The 18,917-nt window shown below is 50.4% G+C and carries 18 protein-coding genes, 1 tRNA gene and 1 pseudogene; 10 read left to right on the top strand and 10 right to left on the bottom strand.

Translation table 11 applies throughout. The features are described 5' to 3' along the window. Positions 1-333: 333 nt before the first annotated feature. Positions 334-450, bottom strand: a pseudogene (locus H4O27_RS12950) (methyltransferase); the annotation flags it as partial. Positions 451-778: 328 nt separating this feature from the next. On the opposite strand from H4O27_RS12950, the gene H4O27_RS04195 reads away from it, so the two are divergent. From H4O27_RS04195 to H4O27_RS04175, 5 genes are all read left to right on the top strand, one after another. Beyond that, positions 779-855 (top strand) — tRNA-Pro (locus tag H4O27_RS04195). Between the two features lie 345 nt (positions 856-1,200). Then, positions 1,201-2,883, top strand: coding sequence for a malate dehydrogenase (quinone) (gene mqo, locus H4O27_RS04190; protein ID WP_165009039.1), 1,683 nt, complete (start codon positions 1,201-1,203; stop codon positions 2,881-2,883). A 138-nt stretch (positions 2,884-3,021) separates the two neighbouring features. After that, positions 3,022-3,327, top strand: coding sequence for a DUF5339 domain-containing protein (locus tag H4O27_RS04185; RefSeq protein WP_165009047.1), 306 nt, complete (start codon positions 3,022-3,024; stop codon positions 3,325-3,327). Between the two features lie 160 nt (positions 3,328-3,487). After that, positions 3,488-4,474 (top strand): malate dehydrogenase, encoded by a 987-nt coding sequence (locus H4O27_RS04180; protein WP_165009049.1) that lies wholly within the window; start codon positions 3,488-3,490, stop codon positions 4,472-4,474. A 143-nt stretch (positions 4,475-4,617) separates the two neighbouring features. Beyond that, on the top strand, positions 4,618-5,502 hold the full coding sequence (locus H4O27_RS04175; protein WP_165009041.1) for a DMT family transporter: 885 nt from the start codon (positions 4,618-4,620) through the stop codon (positions 5,500-5,502). A 70-nt stretch (positions 5,503-5,572) separates the two neighbouring features. Here H4O27_RS04175 and H4O27_RS04170 read toward each other — a convergent pair whose 3' ends face one another. The 5 genes from H4O27_RS04170 to H4O27_RS04150 form a co-directional block, all read right to left on the bottom strand. Beyond that, entirely contained in the window at positions 5,573-6,373 is an 801-nt protein-coding gene (locus H4O27_RS04170) for an IS3 family transposase (RefSeq protein ID WP_193004245.1), read from the bottom strand. Next, a complete protein-coding gene (locus H4O27_RS04165) occupies positions 6,370-6,717 on the bottom strand; it encodes a helix-turn-helix domain-containing protein (RefSeq protein WP_165009354.1) in 348 nt (115 codons plus the stop codon). The genes H4O27_RS04170 and H4O27_RS04165 overlap by 4 nt, the downstream gene beginning before the upstream one ends. Before the next feature lie 88 nt (positions 6,718-6,805). Continuing rightward, positions 6,806-7,792: a signal peptidase I gene (gene lepB / locus H4O27_RS04160; RefSeq protein ID WP_165009356.1), complete on the bottom strand. Its 987-nt coding sequence runs from the start codon at positions 7,790-7,792 to the stop codon at positions 6,806-6,808. Beyond that, positions 7,792-9,585 (bottom strand): translation elongation factor 4, encoded by a 1,794-nt coding sequence (gene lepA, locus H4O27_RS04155; protein WP_165009358.1) that lies wholly within the window; start codon positions 9,583-9,585, stop codon positions 7,792-7,794. Before lepA ends, lepB begins: the two co-directional genes overlap by 1 nt. Positions 9,586-9,719: 134 nt before the next feature. Beyond that, positions 9,720-10,421, bottom strand: a complete 702-nt coding sequence (locus H4O27_RS04150) for a 5'-methylthioadenosine/adenosylhomocysteine nucleosidase (protein WP_165009360.1) — start codon at positions 10,419-10,421, stop codon at positions 9,720-9,722. Between the two features lie 173 nt (positions 10,422-10,594). On the opposite strand from H4O27_RS04150, the gene H4O27_RS04145 reads away from it, so the two are divergent. After that, the gene (locus H4O27_RS04145; RefSeq protein ID WP_165009362.1) at positions 10,595-11,728 is read left to right on the top strand and encodes a PilT/PilU family type 4a pilus ATPase; all 1,134 of its coding nucleotides are present in this window, start codon (positions 10,595-10,597) and stop codon (positions 11,726-11,728) included. A gap of 88 nt (positions 11,729-11,816) precedes the next feature. Here the strand turns inward: H4O27_RS04145 and H4O27_RS04140 are convergent, their stop codons facing one another. The 3 genes from H4O27_RS04140 to modA all read right to left on the bottom strand — a co-directional run bounded on the left by H4O27_RS04140 (position 11,817) and on the right by modA (position 13,965). Next, entirely contained in the window at positions 11,817-12,473 is a 657-nt protein-coding gene (locus H4O27_RS04140; protein ID WP_165009364.1) for a sulfate/molybdate ABC transporter ATP-binding protein, read from the bottom strand. Then, positions 12,473-13,147, bottom strand: a complete 675-nt coding sequence (gene modB / locus H4O27_RS04135) for a molybdate ABC transporter permease subunit (RefSeq protein ID WP_165009448.1) — start codon at positions 13,145-13,147, stop codon at positions 12,473-12,475. The genes H4O27_RS04140 and modB overlap by 1 nt, the downstream gene beginning before the upstream one ends. 74 nt (positions 13,148-13,221) lie before the next feature. After that, on the bottom strand, positions 13,222-13,965 hold the full coding sequence (modA, locus tag H4O27_RS04130; protein WP_165009366.1) for a molybdate ABC transporter substrate-binding protein: 744 nt from the start codon (positions 13,963-13,965) through the stop codon (positions 13,222-13,224). Between the two features lie 214 nt (positions 13,966-14,179). Between modA and H4O27_RS04125 the strand changes: the two genes are divergently transcribed. The 4 genes from H4O27_RS04125 to rlmB all read left to right on the top strand — a co-directional run bounded on the left by H4O27_RS04125 (position 14,180) and on the right by rlmB (position 17,852). Beyond that, positions 14,180-14,830 carry an AzlC family ABC transporter permease gene (locus tag H4O27_RS04125; RefSeq protein WP_371865581.1) on the top strand — a complete coding sequence of 217 codons (651 nt, stop codon included), beginning with the start codon at positions 14,180-14,182 and terminating at the stop codon, positions 14,828-14,830. Then, the gene (locus tag H4O27_RS04120) at positions 14,827-15,126 is read left to right on the top strand and encodes an AzlD family protein (RefSeq protein WP_165009368.1); all 300 of its coding nucleotides are present in this window, start codon (positions 14,827-14,829) and stop codon (positions 15,124-15,126) included. The genes H4O27_RS04125 and H4O27_RS04120 overlap by 4 nt, the downstream gene beginning before the upstream one ends. 92 nt (positions 15,127-15,218) lie before the next feature. Continuing rightward, complete coding sequence (locus H4O27_RS04115; RefSeq protein WP_165009370.1) at positions 15,219-16,937, top strand: phospho-sugar mutase; 1,719 nt, start codon at positions 15,219-15,221, stop codon at positions 16,935-16,937. Positions 16,938-17,102: 165 nt separating this feature from the next. Then, positions 17,103-17,852, top strand: a complete 750-nt coding sequence (rlmB, locus tag H4O27_RS04110; RefSeq protein ID WP_165009372.1) for a 23S rRNA (guanosine(2251)-2'-O)-methyltransferase RlmB — start codon at positions 17,103-17,105, stop codon at positions 17,850-17,852. 70 nt (positions 17,853-17,922) lie between these two features. On the opposite strand, the gene H4O27_RS04105 is transcribed toward rlmB, so the two are convergent. Then, entirely contained in the window at positions 17,923-18,852 is a 930-nt protein-coding gene (locus tag H4O27_RS04105; protein WP_165009374.1) for an aldose 1-epimerase, read from the bottom strand. Positions 18,853-18,917: the final 65 nt, after the last annotated feature.

The following is an 18,917-nucleotide window of genomic DNA, read 5'->3' as shown; positions in this document are numbered from 1 at the left end:
TAAATCCCGTATGTAGGGTGTACGCCTTTGCGTACACCTGTTTTCTATAGTGAATTCACTTTAAAAGTATGACAACGTAAACGGCCAGTTCCCAATTTTCAGACGGCATCAATGTGAGTTAAAGAACCCGTGCGTGCTTTGGCACGCACCCTACCGTTGGCGGGAAAGGATTAGCTGTCGTAGGGGGGCAACTTGCTGCCTACCAAAACCATATTTCAACTATCATTGATTTACCGGTTTGTACAGAAAATTTGGTTGATTCACTATAATCCCCACGTCCATGCCGTCTGAAAACTTTATTTTCAGACGGCATTGTTCAATTTAAACCTGAAATCAGCTGCTGCACTTTTTTAACCGATACAGAAACGTCGTTTCTTTGCTGCGGGCGAAGGCGAGCGGGTCGGTGGGGTCAGCGGCTTTTTTGTGGGCGGGGCGGGTGTGCAGGGTGTCTATGATTTCCAGCGAGGCCGTCTGAAAACATCTTGTAGATAACCCGTCACTGTAGGATTTCTAGCAACCCATCATGCCGAACTGCGGGTTCGCACCATCCTACCTGTTTTTGCCGGAATAGATATTGAGAAGTAGGTCGAATTCTTGAATCTGATAATTTTCTACATTGAATACATACTTCCATAACAAAAGCAAATGCCGGATACAAGTATCCGACCTACTATTTAAAATTCAGGTTTGCTATTCCACAATTAAACATATCTATGTTGTGGGTATACTCTCCGTTTGCCAAACCACCCGACAATCTTTATAATTCCTACTTATCAACCGGAATGTAGCGCAGTCTGGTAGCGCACCTGCATGGGGTGCAGGGGGTCGGAGGTTCGAATCCTCTCATTCCGACCAATCTTTTAAAAAAGCAGCCTGATGTATTTTTGGGCTGCTTTTTTATTGCCCTAATCAATCTTATTATTCTGAGGCTGAGACCTTTGCAAGCTCCCCATCTTTGGCACATTTCTTCGTTATGCGCTGCTCGAAAGCTTGCCTATCTTCATGATATGTCTGCGCCTTCTGCACTGCTCTAACTTCGAACTGCACTCAAATCTGAGGAGCTTGCAAAGGTCTCAGACCATCTGAAACTTTGCAACATTCAGACGGCCTCTTTGTTTATTTCAATCATCAAGATTTGATTTATATCAAGTTTTATATGATACAATTACTGCACTTTTATCTTTTAAATACATATACATCATGAAAAAATTATTAAAATCCTTCATTTTACTGCTGCTGTTTGCTGTTGCAGCCGCTGTAATTTTCTTAAATTGGCCGCTGGTCAAACCGAATAAACCGCAAGCTGAAAACGAGCAGCCGGTAGATGTGGTGGTGATTGGCGGCGGTATTATGAGCATGACACTGTCGACGCTGCTGCAAGAGTTGGAGCCGGATTGGAAAATCGAGGCGTTTGAACGCTTGGATGCGGTGGCATTGGAAAGCTCGAATGGCTGGAACAATGCCGGTACCGGTCACGCTGCCTTTGCCGAATTGAACTACACGCCTGAGAAAAACGGCGTGATTGAAACCGAACGTGCTTTGCGCATTACCGAACAATTTGAGGTATCACGTCAATTGTGGGCGCATTGGGTGCGTAAAGGCCGCTTGGGCAATCCGCAGGATTTCATCAATGCCGTGCCGCACATGAGTTTTGTTTGGGGTGATGCCAATATCGAATTTTTGCGCAAACGCCATGCGGCGCTGACGCAACATCCGATGTTTTACGGTATGGAATTTTCGACCGACCAAGAACAAATCCGCAAATGGGCGCCTTTGTTGATTGAGGGCCGTGACCCGAATCAGAAAGTGGCGGCGACTTATATGCCGTTGGGTACGGATGTAAACTTCGGTGTGATTACCAAACAGTTGGCGGCTTCTTTACAAAAAAGTCAAAATTTCAAGCTGAATGTGCAGCATGAAGTGCGTGCGTTGAATCAGAACGACGATAAAACGTGGAATGTAACGGTGTTGGACTTGGCCAACGGTCAGGAAAAAACGGTTAAAACCAAATTCGTGTTTATCGGGGCGGGTGGCGCGGCATTGAAATTGCTGCAACTTTCCGGCATTCCTGAATCGAAAAACTATGCAGGCTTCCCTGTGGGCGGCCAATTTTTATCGTTCCAAGACGAAGCGTTAGCCAAACGCCACCGTGCGAAAGTGTATGGTCAGGCCGAAACCGGTGCGCCGCCGATGTCGGTGCCGCATTTGGATACACGCTTCCTTGACGGCAAGCAATCGATACTGTTCGGCCCGTTTGCGCTGTACAGCACAAAATTCCTGAAATCCGGCACATGGTTTGATCTATTCGGTTCTGTGAACAACAACAATGTGATTCCGATGTTAAAAGTCGGTTCAGACAATTTGGATTTGGTGAGCTATTTGGTGCAGCAAGCAGTACTGAAAGATGCCGACCGCCAAACGGAATTGCTAAAATATTATCCTAGTGCGAAACAGGATTCTTGGAAGCTGATTACCGCCGGCCAACGCGTGCAAATCATCAAAAAAGATCCTGAAAAAGGCTCTGTTTTGCAGTTTGGCACCGAAATCGTGGCCGATAAAGACCACACCATAGCTGCCCTGCTTGGTGCTTCGCCGGGTGCTTCGACCTCACCTTCTATTATGCTGAGCCTGCTGCCGAAAGCATTCCCTGAGCAGATGAAACAAGGTTGGGAAGCGAAATTGAAAGAAATGGTGCCGTCTTACGGTCAAAAAATCAATGGCAGTGCAGCATTTACCAATGAAATCCGTCGCGCCACCGGCAGCGCGTTGAACCTGCCGTTTATAGAAGTGCCGGCTGATTTGGGTGTCGAAAAAGCACCGGCCGCAACGGTTATTGAACCGAAACCGGAAAAAAACCTGAATAAGGAAGAGCAAGCTTTATAAATGATTGAGCTTGATAGGCCGTCTGAAATCTTTCAGGCGGCCTTTTATTTATCTTTTATCAAACTTTCTACACACTCTTCTGATTTTCGAGACATACAGTTTTATAATGACCAAGTTAATTCTTTAAAGGAATCCATGATGAACCATGCTTTCAAATGGCTGCTGGCAGCCATGGCAGTTTCGGCTTCCGCCGCTTCGGCGCACAGTATGCACAAACACAAGCCTTTGGCTTTGGAAGAGCTGCCGCCGGTTTGCCAACAATATTTCAAACGTGCGGAGGCGTGTTATCGAAAAGCGGGGGAGAAAAAGGCGTTGTTTCAAAGCGGTAACACAACATTCTTGCGCCAATCACTGCCTGCCGCCGATGAAAAACAGCGGGTGAAAATGTGTGAAATCGCGCTGCATGATTTTCCGGAAAAGGTCAAAAATTTGAATTGTGAATAATCATGCCATCAAGGCCGTCTGAAAAGCAGAAATATGTTGCTGCCTTTCAGACGGCCTTCGCTATTTTTGTAAGAAAACTTTTATTTTGCCATATTATTGCCGTCAGTCTTTGTTATAATCCTACTTCCTTAAACTTTTGTTTTTCTTGCGGAGATTGATGATGACTTTGAACCCCCCTATCCGTATTGCGATCACCGGTGCGGCCGGACAAATTGCATATGCGACTTTGTTCCGCATTGCCGGCGGGATTATGCTGGGACGCGACCAGCCTATGATTTTGCAGCTTCTGGATCTGCCGCATGCGCAAAAAGCTTTGCAGGGTGTCATCATGGAAATGCACGATTGCGCGTTTCCGCTGCTGCTGGATGTGTTTGCCACCGATGATCCGGAAGTGGCGTTTAAAGATGCGGATATTGCGATTTTGATTGGCGCCCGTCCGCGCACGCAAGGCATGGAGCGTTCGGATTTGCTCAATGCCAATGCGGCGATTTTTAAAACACAGGGCGAAGCCTTGAACAAAGTGGCCAGCCGTGATGTGAAAGTTTTGGTGGCGGGCAATCCGGCTAACACCAATACTTACATCACCATGAAATCGGCACCGGATATTCCGAAGAAAAACTTCAGCGCCTTGATGCGTCTCGACCATCACCGCGCAGTCAGCCAAATTGCTGAAAAAATCAATCGTTCGGTCACCTCAGTAGAAAAAATGTGCGTATGGGGCAACCACAGCCCGACCATGTATGCCGATTACCGCTACGCCACCAGCAACGGCGATTCGGTGGTCGATATGATCCACGATGAAACTTGGTACACCGATGTTTACATGCCGAAAATCGCCAAACGCGGCGCAGCCATTATCGAAGCACGCGGTGCCTCTTCGGCGGCTTCGGCAGGCAATGCCATCATCTACCACTTGCGCGATTGGATTTTGGGGACCAGCGGCAAATGGGTCACCATGGGCGTGCCGTCGGATGGCTCATACAACATTCCTGAAGATGTGATTTTCGGTTTTCCGGTAATTTGTGAAAACGGCGATTATCAAATTGTGCAAGGTTTGGATTTATCCGATGAATTCAGCCAACAGCGTATTGCCTTGACCTTAAACGAATTGCTGGAAGAGCAAGAAGCGGTAAAAGATTTGGTATAAGCCGCGTATGAGGCCGTCTGAAAGTATAGGAACCATGCTTTTCAGACGGCCTTTTGTTTCAGACGGCCTCGGATGATGATTCTATTTGCGTCAAAAATATGGCACAATCCAAAGTTCGATTTATCCGTATTTATAGAAACATCATGTCTGAACGGCACGCCCCGCATGCCGCACCGCTGCTGGTGGTCGGCTGCATTATTTTCGGCTTAGGCAGCCTGATTGTGAAATTTGTCGATGTCGGCTCTTATGCCATTGCCTTTTGGCGGCTGGCGGTTTCCGGTGTGGTGTTTTTCTTTTTGGCGCGCTTTTTCGGCCAAAAGCTGCCGCAAAACAAAAAAGCCATTTACACCGCCCTGCTCTCCGGCGTGTTCCTCGCCTTTGATTTGGCACTGTGGCACGAGAGTATCCACGCTGTCGGCCCCGGCATTTCCACCCTGCTCAACAGCCTGCAAATCTTTTTCCTATCCGCCATCGGTTTTTTCTTTTTCGGCGAACGCTTAAACAAGCTGCAAATGCTCAGTTTGCTGATTGCCATCACCGGCGTGGCCTTCATCGGCAGCCCGGAATTCGGCTACAACGGCAATGCAGTTTGGGGCTTTGTCAGCGGCATTGCTTCCGGCGCGATGTTGGCTTTATCGATGGTGTTTATCCGCAAAACCCATCAAATTGAACAAACCGCGCTGTTTCCTTTAATGATGATTTTGAGTTTCGGCGGCACATTGTCACTGATTATTCCGGCGTTGATGTTTGATGCGGGCTCACTTTACCCGACCACCTTGCGCGATATCGGCTTGGTATTGATTTACGGCGTGGTGATGCAATGTTTCGCTTGGGGCTTGATTGCTTATGCCATTCCGCTGCTGTCGCTCTCGCTGACCGGCCTGCTGCTGCTTTCCGAACCCGTCGCGGCCTTGGTGATCGACTATTTCTGGCTCGATAAACCCATCAACGGCCTGCAATGGCAGGGAGCAGCCATGACGCTGCTGGCGATTTATTTAGGATCGCTTAAAAGCAAATCGGCAGATTAATCGGTATAGTAAAAGGGCCGTCTGCAAAACATGAACTGCCCCCAATACTTGGACAAGTTAAGAATCTTTCTCAAACAGCCTTTTCAAGCTGGGTTCTGTAGCCGACAGGACTCAGCTTTTTTAAGTTTAAACTAATCCGCTCATGATTGTAGTAACGTATGTAATCATCTATTACCTCTGTCAGCTCTGCCACCGACAACGCACCTTCCTGATAGAAGCTCTCTTCTTTTAATGTACCGAAGAAACGCTCCATCGGCGCATTGTCCCAGCAATTTCCTTTACGCGACATGCTTTGCACCATTCCTTTCTCAGCCAGTTTCGCCCGATAAGCCCCGGTGCGGTAAAGCACACCCCGGTCGGAATGCAGCAGCGGCGTTTGGCCTTTCAGACGGCCAAATGCTTTATCCAACATTTGCGCCACCAGTTTACTGTTTGCTCTGCGGCTTAAAGAATAGGCCACAATCTCCCGATTAAACACATCCGATATCGGCGATAAGTACAGCTTCCCGTCTGTGCATTTGAACTCCGTCACATCGGTCAGCCATTTGTCTGCCGGTTTGCCGGCAGTAAATTCACGATTAAGAATATTATCCGAAGCCTCTCCTATTACCTGCGGACGGTAGGCTTTTTTGCTGCGGACTTTGGCTTTCAGTCCCAACAAACCCATAATGCGCTGCACTTTCTTTTTGTTCCACGACAATACGGCGGCAATCCGCCGATGACCGTAGCGGCCTTTGTGTCGGCGATAGACTTCACTTACTGCGGTTTTGGCCGCCGCATCGGGATCGGCTTTGCCGATATGGTAATGAAAGCTGCTTTTGGGAATGCCGGCACTGTGCAGCAGATATTTCAGCGGGTGCTTCGCTCTCAACGTTTGAACGGTTTCGCAGCTTTGGCGGCGTTCTTTTCGTTGAGGGCTTTCATGTGCTTTAGGTAGTCGTTCTCCGCCCTCATGTAACGTAACTCTTCAATCAGTTCCGCCCGGGTTTTTTCGTGGTCGGGTTTGTCGGCGATAAACGGGTTTTTGCGTTTGGTCTTCATAAACGTAGCCTGCGGGTGTTGAAGTGCGGCGATACCGCCTTGCCGATAGGCGGCTATCCAACGGCGCAGGTGGGTGCGCGAGACGTTGAAGTGCTCTGCGGTGCGCTGTTGGCTGTGCACTTGGTGATAATGGAGTACGGCTCGGTATTTGAAGTGTAGGTTATATTTGGACATAAGAAAACTGCACCTTTTAAAGTTGGAGGGGTGTCCAACTTTTGGGGTGCAGTTCATAACTTTCAGACGGCCCTTTTATTATCCGCTTTTATTTAATCGATGTACCGATTCGGCTCATATCACCGAAGTTCATCCACACAAAAAATGCTTTGCCGACAATCAGTTTATCGCTCACAAAACCCCAGTAGCGGGAATCTTCGCTGTTGTCGCGGTTGTCGCCCATCATGAAATAATGACCTTCCGGCACGGTGCATTTGAAGGCTGAACCGTCTTGCACATATTCGCAGTTTTCGCGGTAAGCAAAATTGGTGCGCACGGCTTGTGGCAGAAAGCTTGGCTGTTCGGCCATCTTCAATACTTGGAAGCTGTGGCTGCCGATGCTTTCACGGAAGGCTTCGGCTTCAATATCCACTATGCCGTATTGGCGGGTGTTTTCGGCGTAAGTCTGCATGCCTTCGGATTGATCGGTAATGGTTTGGCCGTTGATGCTCAAGACTTTGTCTTTGTATTCGACTACATCGCCCGGCAAACCGACGGCGCGCTTGATGTAGTTGATGCTCGGATTCTCCGGATAAGTAAACACCACCACATCGCCATGCCCGACTTTACCGGTCGGAATCAGCACATTATTGATAATCGGAGTGCGGATGCCGTATGAAAATTTGTTCACCAAAATAAAGTCACCCACCACCAAACCCGGACGCATCGAGCTTGACGGAATTTGGAAAGGCTCGGCGATGAAGGTGCGCAACACAAACACGATTAAGATAATCGGGAAAAAGCCGCTCATGTAATCGGTGAAATGGCCTTCGTCTTGATGCGCAGAATCTTTTTTCAGACGGCCTTTATGGATAAACCACACAATGCCGGTAAACACCACAAACACCAACAATACGGCGGTAAAGCTCATAAAAAACGACAACACGCCGAACACGCCGATCATCATCAGCAGGTAGCCCCATTGCAGACCGCCGCTCCATTCTCCGTTGCCTTCACGCACTTTGCTGCTTTTCAGATACAGCACCACGCCGAACACAAAAGCGGCAATGGCCGCAAACAATAAATTCGTACCCATTATTTGTCACTCACTTGCAAGATCGCTAAGAACGCACTTTGCGGAATTTCCACATTGCCCACCTGTTTCATACGGCGTTTGCCGGCTTTTTGTTTTTCCAACAGCTTTTTCTTACGCGTGATGTCGCCGCCGTAACATTTCGCCAGTACGTTTTTACGCAGGGCTTTGACGTTTTCACGGGCGATAATCTGGCTGCCGATGGCGGCCTGCACGGCAATGTCAAACATTTGGCGCGGAATCAGTTCGCGCATTTTGGCGGCCAATTCCCGGCCTCGGTGAACGGCACTTTGACGGTGTACAATCAGGCTCAAGGCATCGACTTTTTCGCCGTTAACCATAATATCCAGTTTAATCAAATCAGAGGCTTGGAATTCTTTAAAATGATAGTCCAAAGAAGCATAGCCGCGCGATGTGGATTTAAGCTTGTCAAAGAAATCCATGACCACTTCATTCATCGGTAAATCATAGGTCAGCATCACTTGGCGGCCCATGTATTGCATGTTGGCCTGCACGCCGCGCTTTTGGTTGCACAGGGTCATTACGTTGCCGACATATTCCTGCGGCACGAGAATGGTCGCGGTGATAATCGGCTCGAGAATGGTCTCAATCTGGCTGATGTCGGGCAGCTTGGACGGGTTTTCCACTTCGATTTTTTCGCCGTTTTTCATCAATACTTCATACACCACCGTCGGCGCGGTGGTAATCAAATCCATATCGAATTCGCGTTCCAAACGCTCTTGCACGATTTCCAAGTGCAACAAGCCCAAGAAACCGCAGCGGAAACCGAAGCCCAAGGCTTGCGATACCTCCGGTTCGAATTTCAAAGCCGCATCGTTGAGTTGCAATTTTTCCAAGGCATCGCGCAAGGCTTCGTAATCGTGGCTTTCCACCGGATACAGGCCGGCAAATACCTGACTTTGCACTTCTTGGAAACCCGGCAGGGGCTCGGCGGCGGGATTGGCCATCAGCGTGATGGTATCGCCCACTTTGGCCGAACCCAATTCTTTAATACCGGTAATCAAAAAGCCCACTTCACCGGCTTTCAATTCCTGTTTCTGCACCGATTTCGGCGTAAACACGCCCAATTGTTCCACCTGCGTTTCCGCTTTGGTGCTCATGAAACGCACTTTGTCTTTGAGTTTCAGACGGCCTTGTTTGATGCGGATCAGCATCACCACACCGACATAGTTGTCAAACCACGAGTCGATAATCATCGCTTGCAAAGGCGCATCTTCATCGCCTTCGGGTGCAGGGATTTTGGCGATGATTTCTTCCAATACATCCTCCACACCCAAGCCGCTTTTTGCCGAACACTGCACCGCACCCACGGCATCAATGCCGATAATGTCTTCGATTTCCTGTTCGACACGTTCGGGATCGGCGGCGGGCAGGTCGATTTTGTTCAATACCGGCACCACTTCCACGCCCAAATCAATGGCGGTATAGCAGTTGGCAACGGTTTGCGCTTCCACGCCTTGCGACGCGTCCACCACCAACAGCGCACCTTCACAAGCGGAAAGCGAGCGAGACACTTCATAAGAAAAGTCAACGTGTCCCGGGGTGTCAATCAGGTTGAGCCGGTAAGTCTGACCATCACGCGCTTTGTAGCTTAAAGCTGCGGTTTGCGCCTTAATGGTGATGCCGCGCTCTTTTTCAATATCCATAGAATCCAGCACCTGCGTGCTCATTTCACGCAATTCCAAACCACCGCAATACTGAATGAAACGGTCGGCCAGCGTTGATTTACCATGGTCGATGTGGGCAATAATGGAGAAATTTCGGATATTTTTCATGTGGTTATTTTGACGGGAAGTTCGATGGCTCAAAAGGCCGCCTGAAAAAACACGGTAAGCTTTCAGACGGCCTTCCGAATAGAATTAAAATAGCCGTGTATTTTAGCGGAAATTTACTGTTTTTGCATGGATTTTTAAAGCTTGGCGACAATCTCCGCCACCATCTTCGCCGAGCTCGCCGCCGCCGTTTTCAAAAATTCTTCGAAACTGATACCGGCTTTTTCATCGGCGGAATCGGATACCGCGCGAATCACTACAAACGGCGTACCTAATTGATGGCAAGCCTGTGCAATCGCTGCCGCTTCCATTTCCACCGCCTGCACATCGGTAAAATGACCGCGGATTTCCGCCACACGCTCGCTGCTGTGAACAAATTGGTCGCCGCTGACAATCAAGCCTCGGCTGATTTGGGCGTGTTCAAACGCCTGAGCGGCTTCTTTGGCCACGGCCATCAAGCGTTCATCGCTTTCAAACACAGCAGGCTGTTGAGGCACTTGTCCCCGCACATAGCCGAATGCGGTGACATCGACATCGTGATGCGCCACGCGTTCGCCAATCACCACATCACCGACTTTCAAGCCTTTGCCCAAGCCACCCGCGCTACCGGTATTAATCACGCAATCGGGTCGAAACTGATGAATCACCCATGCCGTGGCGATTGCGGCATTGACTTTGCCGATGCCGCTTAACACCAGCACCATACGCTTGCCGTCGAGCGTGCCTTCATAAGCATTAAACTTACCGAACTGGAACGCTTTAATGCCATCCATACGCGTTTTCAATAATTCGATTTCCTGCACCATTGCACCGATAACGGCTACTGTATTCATGCTCATTGTCTTGCCTTTTTTAAATGATTTGCTTGGATTATAACCCAAAGCCGCCATCTTTCCGCCCCGCGCAAAACCGCTACAGCTTAATTTTTCATCGTATATTTCGATGATGGAACACCATAAGCAACAACCTTGCTATAATACCCTTCCAAACTATTTTGAATACGAAAACGCAAATGTTTGATCCAAACAATCCCCCCTGCGCCAAAGAAGAATTATTCGGTTGGCTGCGCCACATGAATAAATACAAAGGTTCGGATTTATTCATCACCACCAATTTCCCGCCTGCCATGAAAGTGGACGGCAAAATCACCCGCATCAACGACACACCGCTGACGGCGGAAAAGTGCATGGAATTGGCTTTTTCGATTATGAATACCAAGCAAATCGAAGAATTCTCCGGTACCAATGAATGCAACTTCGCCATCAGCCTGCCCGACACCAGCCGCTTCCGTGTCAATGCCATGATCCAACGTGGCGCCACGGCGATGGTATTCCGTGCGATTACCAGCAATATCCCGAAATTCGACAGCCTGAATCTGCCGCCGGTATTGAAAGATGTCGCCATGAAAAAACGTGGTTTGGTGATTTTTGTCGGCGGGACCGGCTCGGGCAAATCAACATCGCTGGCTTCCTTGATTGATTACCGTAACGAAAACTCGTTTGACCACATCATCACCATCGAAGACCCGATTGAATTTGTGCACCAACATAAAAACTGCATCATCACCCAGCGCGAAGTCGGGGTAGATACCGAGAACTGGATGGCGGCGCTGAAAAATACCCTGCGCCAAGCGCCGGATGTGATTTTGATTGGCGAGATTCGCGACCGCGGAACCATGGACTACGCGATTGCCTTTGCCGAAACCGGCCACTTGTGCATGGCAACCCTGCACGCCAACAGCACCAACCAAGCACTCGACCGCATCATCAACTTCTTCCCTGAAGAACGCCGCACACAGCTTCTGACTGATTTATCGCTGAACCTGCAAGCATTTATCTCGCAACGTCTGGTGCCGCGCGAAAGCGGCAAAGGCCGTGTAGCTGCGGTGGAAGTATTGCTCAACTCCCCACTGATTGCCGAATTGATCCACAAGGGCGACATCCACGGCATTAAAGAGTTGATGAAAAAATCAACCGCCCAAGGCATGCAAACCTTTGACCAAGCTTTATATGACTTGTACGAGCGCGGTGACATCAGTTTCCAAGATGCGATTCGCAATGCCGACTCTGCCCACGATTTGCGCTTGGATATCCAATTGCGCAGCCGCCGTGCGCAAAACGCCGGCCCGGATTTGGAACTGATTTAAATCATTGATTAATGCATCAAAGGCCGTCTGAAACGCTTTCAGACGGCCTTTATTCAATTCGTCTGTCATTTAATATCAATATCTAATATCAATATGTTTTTTCCAACTGCAATCCCCCGTTTTCCATACGCCAGATTTCCTGCCCCAAAACTTCGGCATCGGCGCGGTCATGGGTAATCAAAATCATCGGCACACCCGCTGCCTGCTGCAAGGCCGATATTTCATGGCGGGTGTGTTCGCGCAATTGGGCGTCTAATGCGGAAAACGGTTCGTCCAAAAGCAGCAGTTTGGGCTCGGTTATCAACATCCGTGCCAAGGCGGTACGCTGCTTTTGCCCGCCGGAAATTTGGTTGGGATAATGGTCGGCAATATGCGACAATTCAAGTAAAGCCAACCAATGCTGCGCCTTTTCAGACGGCCTTTTACTCGGATTACGCCAGCCTGCCGCCAAGCCGAAATCGATATTTTGCGCCACGGTCAAATGCGGAAACAAGGCATAATCCTGAAACAGCAAACCGGCCTTGCGTGCTTGTGTGGCCAGCTTTATGCGCCCGTCCCACCATGTTTCACCACTGATACGGATATGGCCGCTGTCAGGTTGGATCAAACCGGCCAGTAATTGCAAAGCCAGGCTTTTGCCCGAACCGGATGCACCTAAAATCACGATACGCTGCGCATCGGATTGCAACGTAACATTCAAGATAAACGACGGCAGTTTCTTGTGCAATTCAATATCAAACAGCATTATTTTCTCCCGTCTTTCACCCGCATCAAATGTCCGGCGGCCAGCAAAATCACGATACACACCGCCGACACCAGCACCACCAAACCATTCGCCAGCGCATCATCTCCCGCCTGCACCGCTTCGTAAATCGCAATCGACAAAGTCTGCGTCTGCCCCGGAATGCTGCCGGCAATCATCAAGGTCGCGCCGAATTCACCCAAAGCGCGGGCAAACGCCGGCAAAATGCCGGCCAAAATCCCGCGCCATGCCAAGGGCAGGCTGACGCGGAAAAACACCGCTGCTTCACTCAAGCCCAACACCCGCGCCGCTTGCTCCAATTGCGGATTCACTTCTTCAAACGCCGCCCGCGCCGGTTTGAAAATCAGCGGGAAAGTCACCGCCATCGCCGCAATCACCGCACCCTGCCAGGTGAAAATCAAGTTGATGCCGAACGTGTCTTTCAGCCACATACCTAAAGCACTGTTGCGGCCGAATGCCACTAAAAGGTAATAGCCCAATACCGTCGGCGGCAATACCATCGGCAGGGTCAACAGCGTATCCAGCACATTGCGCCCGATAAAACGCCAACGCGCCAAAGCGAAGCCCGCCGCCACCGCCAACACGGTATTCAACAGCGTGGCGGCCGCGGCAATTTTGAGTGAGAGTAATAAGGTTGCGAGTAAGGTTTCGTTCATAGATAATGATGATTGGAGGCTGTCTGAAAAAGAGTATGCTTTCAGACGGCCTGTTTTATTTTCCATTCAAAACATTAAGGCTTCCTAAAACCATAACGGTTCAACACTGCCTGACCTTGCGCCGACAATACATACCGCACAAAACGCTTGGCTTCCGCCGCTTGCTCGGTATTTTTGCTCACCGCAATCGGGTAAGACACGGCGTTTTGCGTCGGCACCGTCGCTAAGATTTTGACCTTGTCTTTCATCAACACGGCATCGGTGCGGTACACGAAACCGGCATCGACTTCACCGCGCGCGATGTAATCTAAAGACTGGCGCACGTTTTGCGTGGTAATGATTTTCGGCTGCAAGTCCGCCCACAAACCGGCTTTTTCCAAACTGGCTTTGCTGTAGCGGCCAACCGGCACGCCGGCCGGATTGCCCACGGCGATACGGCCGAACTGCCGGCTTTGCAAATCGCTGAGTTTGGTCACCGCAGACCGGCTGTTCTTCGGCGCGGCAATCACCAAGGCATTGTGCGCAAACGTTTTGCGGCTGGAGGCATCAATTACATTTTTCTGCTGTGCCTGATTCATGGTGATTTCATCTGCGAAAGCCAATACATCTACCGGCGCGCCCTGCACCGCCTGTTGCAGCAAAGCGCCCGAACCGGCGGTATTGAGCTTGATTTTGCTTTGCGGATACTGCTTGTGATAATGCGTGATAATGTCGTTGAACGCATCTTTTAAGCTGGCGGCAGCGGATACGGTGATTTCGGCCGCGGATACTTGGCCTGCGATAAAAGCGGTCAACAAAAAAGCATAATTTTTTTTCATACGGCCTACCCGATGGATAAAAAACGTTGTTGTACCACTTCTCTTAGTGCTCTTTTATAATTATAAAGAACTAATCCATTCGGTTAGTATTTCAACAGGCCGTCTGAAAATCAATGGGTGTATAATGCGCCTTTTTCATATTGAACTGTTTTCCCGCACCATGACGGCTTCACCCAAACAAGAATTCTTACGCGGTATCAAAGACTGCTCGCCCATGCTCATCGGCTTATTGCCGTGGGCGATTATTCTGGGTATACAAGGCGGGCAAAAAGGCATGAGTTGGCTGGAAATGATGCTGATGACGGGGATGAATTTTGCCGGCGGCTCGGAATTTGCCGCGGTTGATTTGTGGACGCAGCCGCTGCCGATTCTACTGATTGCCGGCGTGACCTTTATGATTAACTCGCGCCATATTTTGATGGGCGCGGCTTATGCGCCGTATATGAGAAACGCGCCGATGAAAAAAGTGTTGCCGTCTCTGTTTTTTATGTGTGACGAATCATGGGCGCTGGGTTTGGCCGACGCACAAAAGCGCAAAGCGGCCGGCTTGGGCGGCTTTAATTTTGCCTATTACGGCGGCACGTGTTTCATTATGTACACCACATGGATTCTGTTTGCCGCCATTGGTGCGGCGGTCGGCCCGATGTTCGGCGATGTGGCCGCCTGGGGCTTCGGCATGGCGTTTCCGGCGGTGTTCTTGGTGATTATGCGCGGCTTGTGGAAGAGCTTTTCGGCGGCGCGGCCTTGGTTTGTCAGCCTGATTGCGGCGGGCATTACCTGCTTGAGCGTTGACGGCCCTTGGTATGTACCGGCCGGCGCATTATCAGGCTTGCTCACAGCCTATCTGCTGGGGGAACAAGAATGATTCCGCTCGATTCCTTCCTGCTTTTTTGCGCCATGCTGTGCGTGACTTACTCCACCCGCCTCATCGGCTTTTTTGCCCTGCGCAACCGCACTTTGGGCAAACGCGCCCAAGCGGTGATGGAAGCGGCGCCCGGCTGTGTGTTGATTTCGGTGATTGCGCCGTATTTTGTGTCCGACAAACCGCATGAGCTGATTGCCATTGCCTTGACCGTATTGGCTGCCAGCCGTTTTTCGATGTTGGCCACCGTCATCATCGGCGTGGCTTCGTCGAGCATACTCGGCTATTTGATGCGCTGATACTGCCGTATATCGGCTTATAAGGCGCATCGCAACACAATAACGTATAATCTTGCCCATAATTCGTTTATTACCCTCAAAGGACGATTCAGATGGCCTATCAAGAAACGTATCAAAAATGGTTGGATTTTGCCGACATGCCCGACTTCTTAAAACAAGAATTGTCGGCCATGGATGAAAAAACCAAAGAAGACGCATTCTACGCACCGCTGGAATTCGGCACGGCCGGTATGCGTGGTGTTATCGGTGCCGGTATCAACCGCATCAACCGCTATGTAGTACGCCAAGCTACCGAAGGCTTTGCGCAACTGATTGCCGCCAAAGGCGAAGCTGCGAAAGCTGCCGGCGTGGTAATTGCTTATGATTCGCGCCATTTTTCACAAGAATTTGCCTTTGATTCCGCCGCTTTGTTGGCGCAACACGGCATTCAGGCTTATGTGTTCGAATCCTTGCGCCCGACCCCTGAATTATCCTTTGCCGTGCGCGAACTCGAAGCCGCCGGCGGCATCATGATTACCGCCAGCCACAATCCGGCCGAATTCAACGGCTATAAAGTGTACGGCGAAGACGGCGGCCAATTGTCGCCCGACGATGCCGCTGCGTTGACCAAACTCATCCGTGCGGTTGAAGATCCGTTCACCATTCAAGTAGCCGATTTCGATGCCGCCCAAGCCAACGGCAAAATCAAGCTGCTGGGCGAAGGGACGGATCAAAAATACTTGGCTGCCGTTAAAACGGTGACCATCAATCCCGAATTGATTGCCCAACACGGCAAAGACCTGAAAATCGTCTATACGCCGCTGCACGGCACCGGCAAAATGATGGTGTGCCGTGCCTTGAAACAAGCCGGCTTTGAGTCGTTTGAGTTGGTCGGAGAACAAGCCGTAGCCGATCCGGACTTCACCACCGCACCTTCTCCAAATCCCGAAAGCCAAGCCGCGTTTGCTTTGGCAGAAAAACTGGGCGCAGCAGTTGGTGCCGATTTGCTACTCGGCACCGACCCTGATGCCGACCGCTTGGGCGCAGAAATCCGACAAGCCGACGGCAGCTACTTAACCTTAACCGGCAACCAAATCGGTGCCGTTATGGCCAAATACATTTTGGAAGCCCGCCGCCAAGCCGGTACGCTTCCAAAAAACGGCGCGATTTGCAAATCCGTCGTCTCCACCGAATTAGTCGGCAAAATCGCCGAAAGCTATGGCGTAACCGTATTCAACGTTTTGACCGGCTTTAAATTCGTGGCCGAAAAAATCGCCGAATTCGAGCGCACGCAAGCCTATGAGTATTTGTTTGGTTTTGAAGAAAGCAACGGCTACTTGATCAAACCGTTTGCCCGCGACAAAGATTCGGTGCAAGCCGCAGTGATGTTTGCCGAAATCGCCGCCTACTACCGCTCACGCGGCATGACTTTGGCCGACGGTCTCGACGAAATCTACCGCGAATACGGCTATTACTTTGACAAGCCGGTTTCCATCACCATGACCGGCATTGACGGTGCGGCGGAAATCCAAGCGATTATGGACAAATTCCGTGCCAATGCGCCGAAGCAGTTTAACGGCACCGACATCGTCAAAGTAGAAGATTTCCAAGCGCAAACCGCTACCGATTCAGACGGCAGGATTACCGCTTTGAACACATCGCCAAGCAATGTGTTGAAATACTACTTGGCCGACGGCTCTTGGATTGCCGTGCGCCCTTCCGGCACCGAGCCGAAAATCAAATTCTACATTTCCGCTGTCGGCGGCAGCATGAACGAAGCCGAAGCCAAATTCAAAGAAATGGATAGGGAAATCAAAGCGTTTATCGCTTAATTGGGTTTGATTTTTTTTGACGATAAGGCCGTCTGAACAATCGGTTTTCAGACGGCCTTCTTCTTATGTATCGATTCAAATTGTTGTCCATCGACGGCACAATTTTCACGCGCCGGCACGCAAATCCCGTATAATGCCGTCTGAAACATTTTCTTAAGTAAAACAATGGCCAACCAAAGATTAATTTACGGCTTTCACGCCGTTAACGCCCGCTTGTGGCAAAACCCGAAATCCATTACCGGACTCTACGTCCAAGAAGGCAAAAACGATGCCCGCATGCGTGAAGTGTTGGAAAAAGCCGTCGCCGAAAACGTACGCCTGCATTTTGCCGATGCCGACCGTCTCGACACCATCGCCAAAGGCGCGCGCCATCAAGGCGTGGCCGGCTTTATCGACGCATCTAAAAACCACGTCCACTTGGAAGACGTATTGGAAAACCTGCGCGAACCTGCCTTTTTATTGGTGCTCGACGGCATCACCGACCCGCACAACCTTGGCGCATGCCTGCGTACCGCCGATGCGATGGGCGTGCATGCGGTGATTGCGCCCAAAGACAAAAGCGCGGGCTTGAATGCCACCGTCAGCAAAGTGGCTTGCGGCGCGGCCGAAACCGTGCCTTATATCACCGTCACCAATTTGGCCCGTACCTTGCGCGAGTTGAAGGAATACGGCATTTGGGTCGTCGGCACCGACATGGGCGGCCAATCCGATTTATACCACACCGACCTGCCAGAAAGCGTGGCATGGGTGATGGGCAACGAAGGCGAAGGCATGCGCCGCCTGACGCGCGAACACTGCGATATGTTGGTATCGATTCCGATGTTCGGCACGGTCGAAAGCATGAACGTATCAGTATCCGCCGGTATGGTGTTGGGCGAAACACGCCGTCAGCGGGTGTTGAAGGCAGAACAGTAAAACTTAACGGCACGTCAAAATGCTGTCTGAAACAGTTTTCAGACGGCATTTTTCTATTTGTTTCCAAACATCATTCCTGTAAAGACAACACATAACGCGTAGAAAATGTCTGTGTTTCCCCTGCCTGCAACACCTGCAAGCCCAAGCCATTATTGAAACAATCCGGCGCGCCGCTCAAGTTTTCCAAGGCAATCGAATCGCGCGTTGGCGGAATATAGATTTGCAGATAAGGATAACTCGAATCGGGGTAAATGCGCAGTTGCAGGTTTTCACCGCTCAACACGCAAGCCGGTTTGTCGAAATCGGCCAACACGAAACTGTTGTCCAGCGTGATGCCCTGCATACTCAAGGCCGTCTGAAAGCGGGTGTCGGGCAGAATATTGCCGTTGGCAACCAAATCTTGGTCAAATTCCAAACGTTCGCTGCTGTTGAGCTGCATTGTCCAATCATCAACCCTGCCGCCGAGCATGAAATAAGGATGCCAACCGTCGGCCAGCGGCATAGCGCGATTGCCGGTATTGGTTGCGCCGGTAGTCACACTCAGGCCGTCCGAAGCCAGTCGATAAACAATATTCAGGCGATAGGCAAAAGGATAGCCGCTGTCGTCTTGGCGGTAATCCGCCGCCAGTTCCACCCAAGCCGATTGCGCATCCGCACCGCTTTCCACAACGGCAAAATCAAGGTCATACATCAAACCGTGCAAAGCATGATCTGCTGCCTGAAATTTGCCGTCAAGCTGATAATGCCGCCCTTCGAATACATATTTGCCATGCCGCACGCGACAGGCAAACGGGCTGAGTTTGGCGCTGCGAAAACCATCGGTCAGCGCCTGGCGGCATTGCTGCGGCGACTCATGCCCATTGACGGCATTGAACCAAGTGCCGTCAGACTGCATGATTTCATAGCGGTTGAGTAAGGCGCCAAAGGTATAAATTTCGGCGCGGCACCGGTCGTGCCGGATTAATACGACGGTTTCTTCAGACAAACCAAGACTGAACATCTTCGCCCTCATTTCTCAATACACAAAATGCCGTCTGAAAATCATTTCACAGACATTCAGACGGC

The sequence above is a fragment of the Neisseria yangbaofengii genome, from assembly GCF_014898075.1.
Taxonomy (GTDB): Bacteria; Pseudomonadota; Gammaproteobacteria; order Burkholderiales; family Neisseriaceae; genus Neisseria; species Neisseria yangbaofengii.
The sequence above is the reverse complement of the archived record's forward strand: the minus strand, read 5'-3'. Positions and strand labels throughout refer to the sequence as shown.

Bases quoted from the DNA above. Each gene is read 5' to 3' on its own strand.
- H4O27_RS04150 (WP_165009360.1), bottom strand. From the start codon at position 10,421: ATGAGCATGAATACAGTAGCCGTTATCGGTGCAATGGTGCAGGAAATC.
- mqo (WP_165009039.1), top strand. From the start codon at position 1,201: ATGAAAAAATTATTAAAATCCTTCATTTTACTGCTGCTGTTTGCTGTT.
- H4O27_RS04145 (WP_165009362.1), top strand. From the start codon at position 10,595: ATGTTTGATCCAAACAATCCCCCCTGCGCCAAAGAAGAATTATTCGGT.
- H4O27_RS04185 (WP_165009047.1), top strand. From the start codon at position 3,022: ATGAACCATGCTTTCAAATGGCTGCTGGCAGCCATGGCAGTTTCGGCT.
- H4O27_RS04165 (WP_165009354.1), bottom strand. From the start codon at position 6,717: ATGTCCAAATATAACCTACACTTCAAATACCGAGCCGTACTCCATTAT.
- lepB (WP_165009356.1), bottom strand. From the start codon at position 7,792: ATGGGTACGAATTTATTGTTTGCGGCCATTGCCGCTTTTGTGTTCGGC.
- lepA (WP_165009358.1), bottom strand. From the start codon at position 9,585: ATGAAAAATATCCGAAATTTCTCCATTATTGCCCACATCGACCATGGT.
- H4O27_RS04140 (WP_165009364.1), bottom strand. From the start codon at position 12,473: ATGCTGTTTGATATTGAATTGCACAAGAAACTGCCGTCGTTTATCTTG.
- H4O27_RS04115 (WP_165009370.1), top strand. From the start codon at position 15,219: ATGGCCTATCAAGAAACGTATCAAAAATGGTTGGATTTTGCCGACATG.
- modA (WP_165009366.1), bottom strand. From the start codon at position 13,965: ATGAAAAAAAATTATGCTTTTTTGTTGACCGCTTTTATCGCAGGCCAA.
- rlmB (WP_165009372.1), top strand. From the start codon at position 17,103: ATGGCCAACCAAAGATTAATTTACGGCTTTCACGCCGTTAACGCCCGC.
- modB (WP_165009448.1), bottom strand. From the start codon at position 13,147: ATGAACGAAACCTTACTCGCAACCTTATTACTCTCACTCAAAATTGCC.
- H4O27_RS04120 (WP_165009368.1), top strand. From the start codon at position 14,827: ATGATTCCGCTCGATTCCTTCCTGCTTTTTTGCGCCATGCTGTGCGTG.
- H4O27_RS04125 (WP_371865581.1), top strand. From the start codon at position 14,180: ATGCTCATCGGCTTATTGCCGTGGGCGATTATTCTGGGTATACAAGGC.
- H4O27_RS04180 (WP_165009049.1), top strand. From the start codon at position 3,488: ATGACTTTGAACCCCCCTATCCGTATTGCGATCACCGGTGCGGCCGGA.
- H4O27_RS04175 (WP_165009041.1), top strand. From the start codon at position 4,618: ATGTCTGAACGGCACGCCCCGCATGCCGCACCGCTGCTGGTGGTCGGC.
- H4O27_RS04105 (WP_165009374.1), bottom strand. From the start codon at position 18,852: ATGTTCAGTCTTGGTTTGTCTGAAGAAACCGTCGTATTAATCCGGCAC.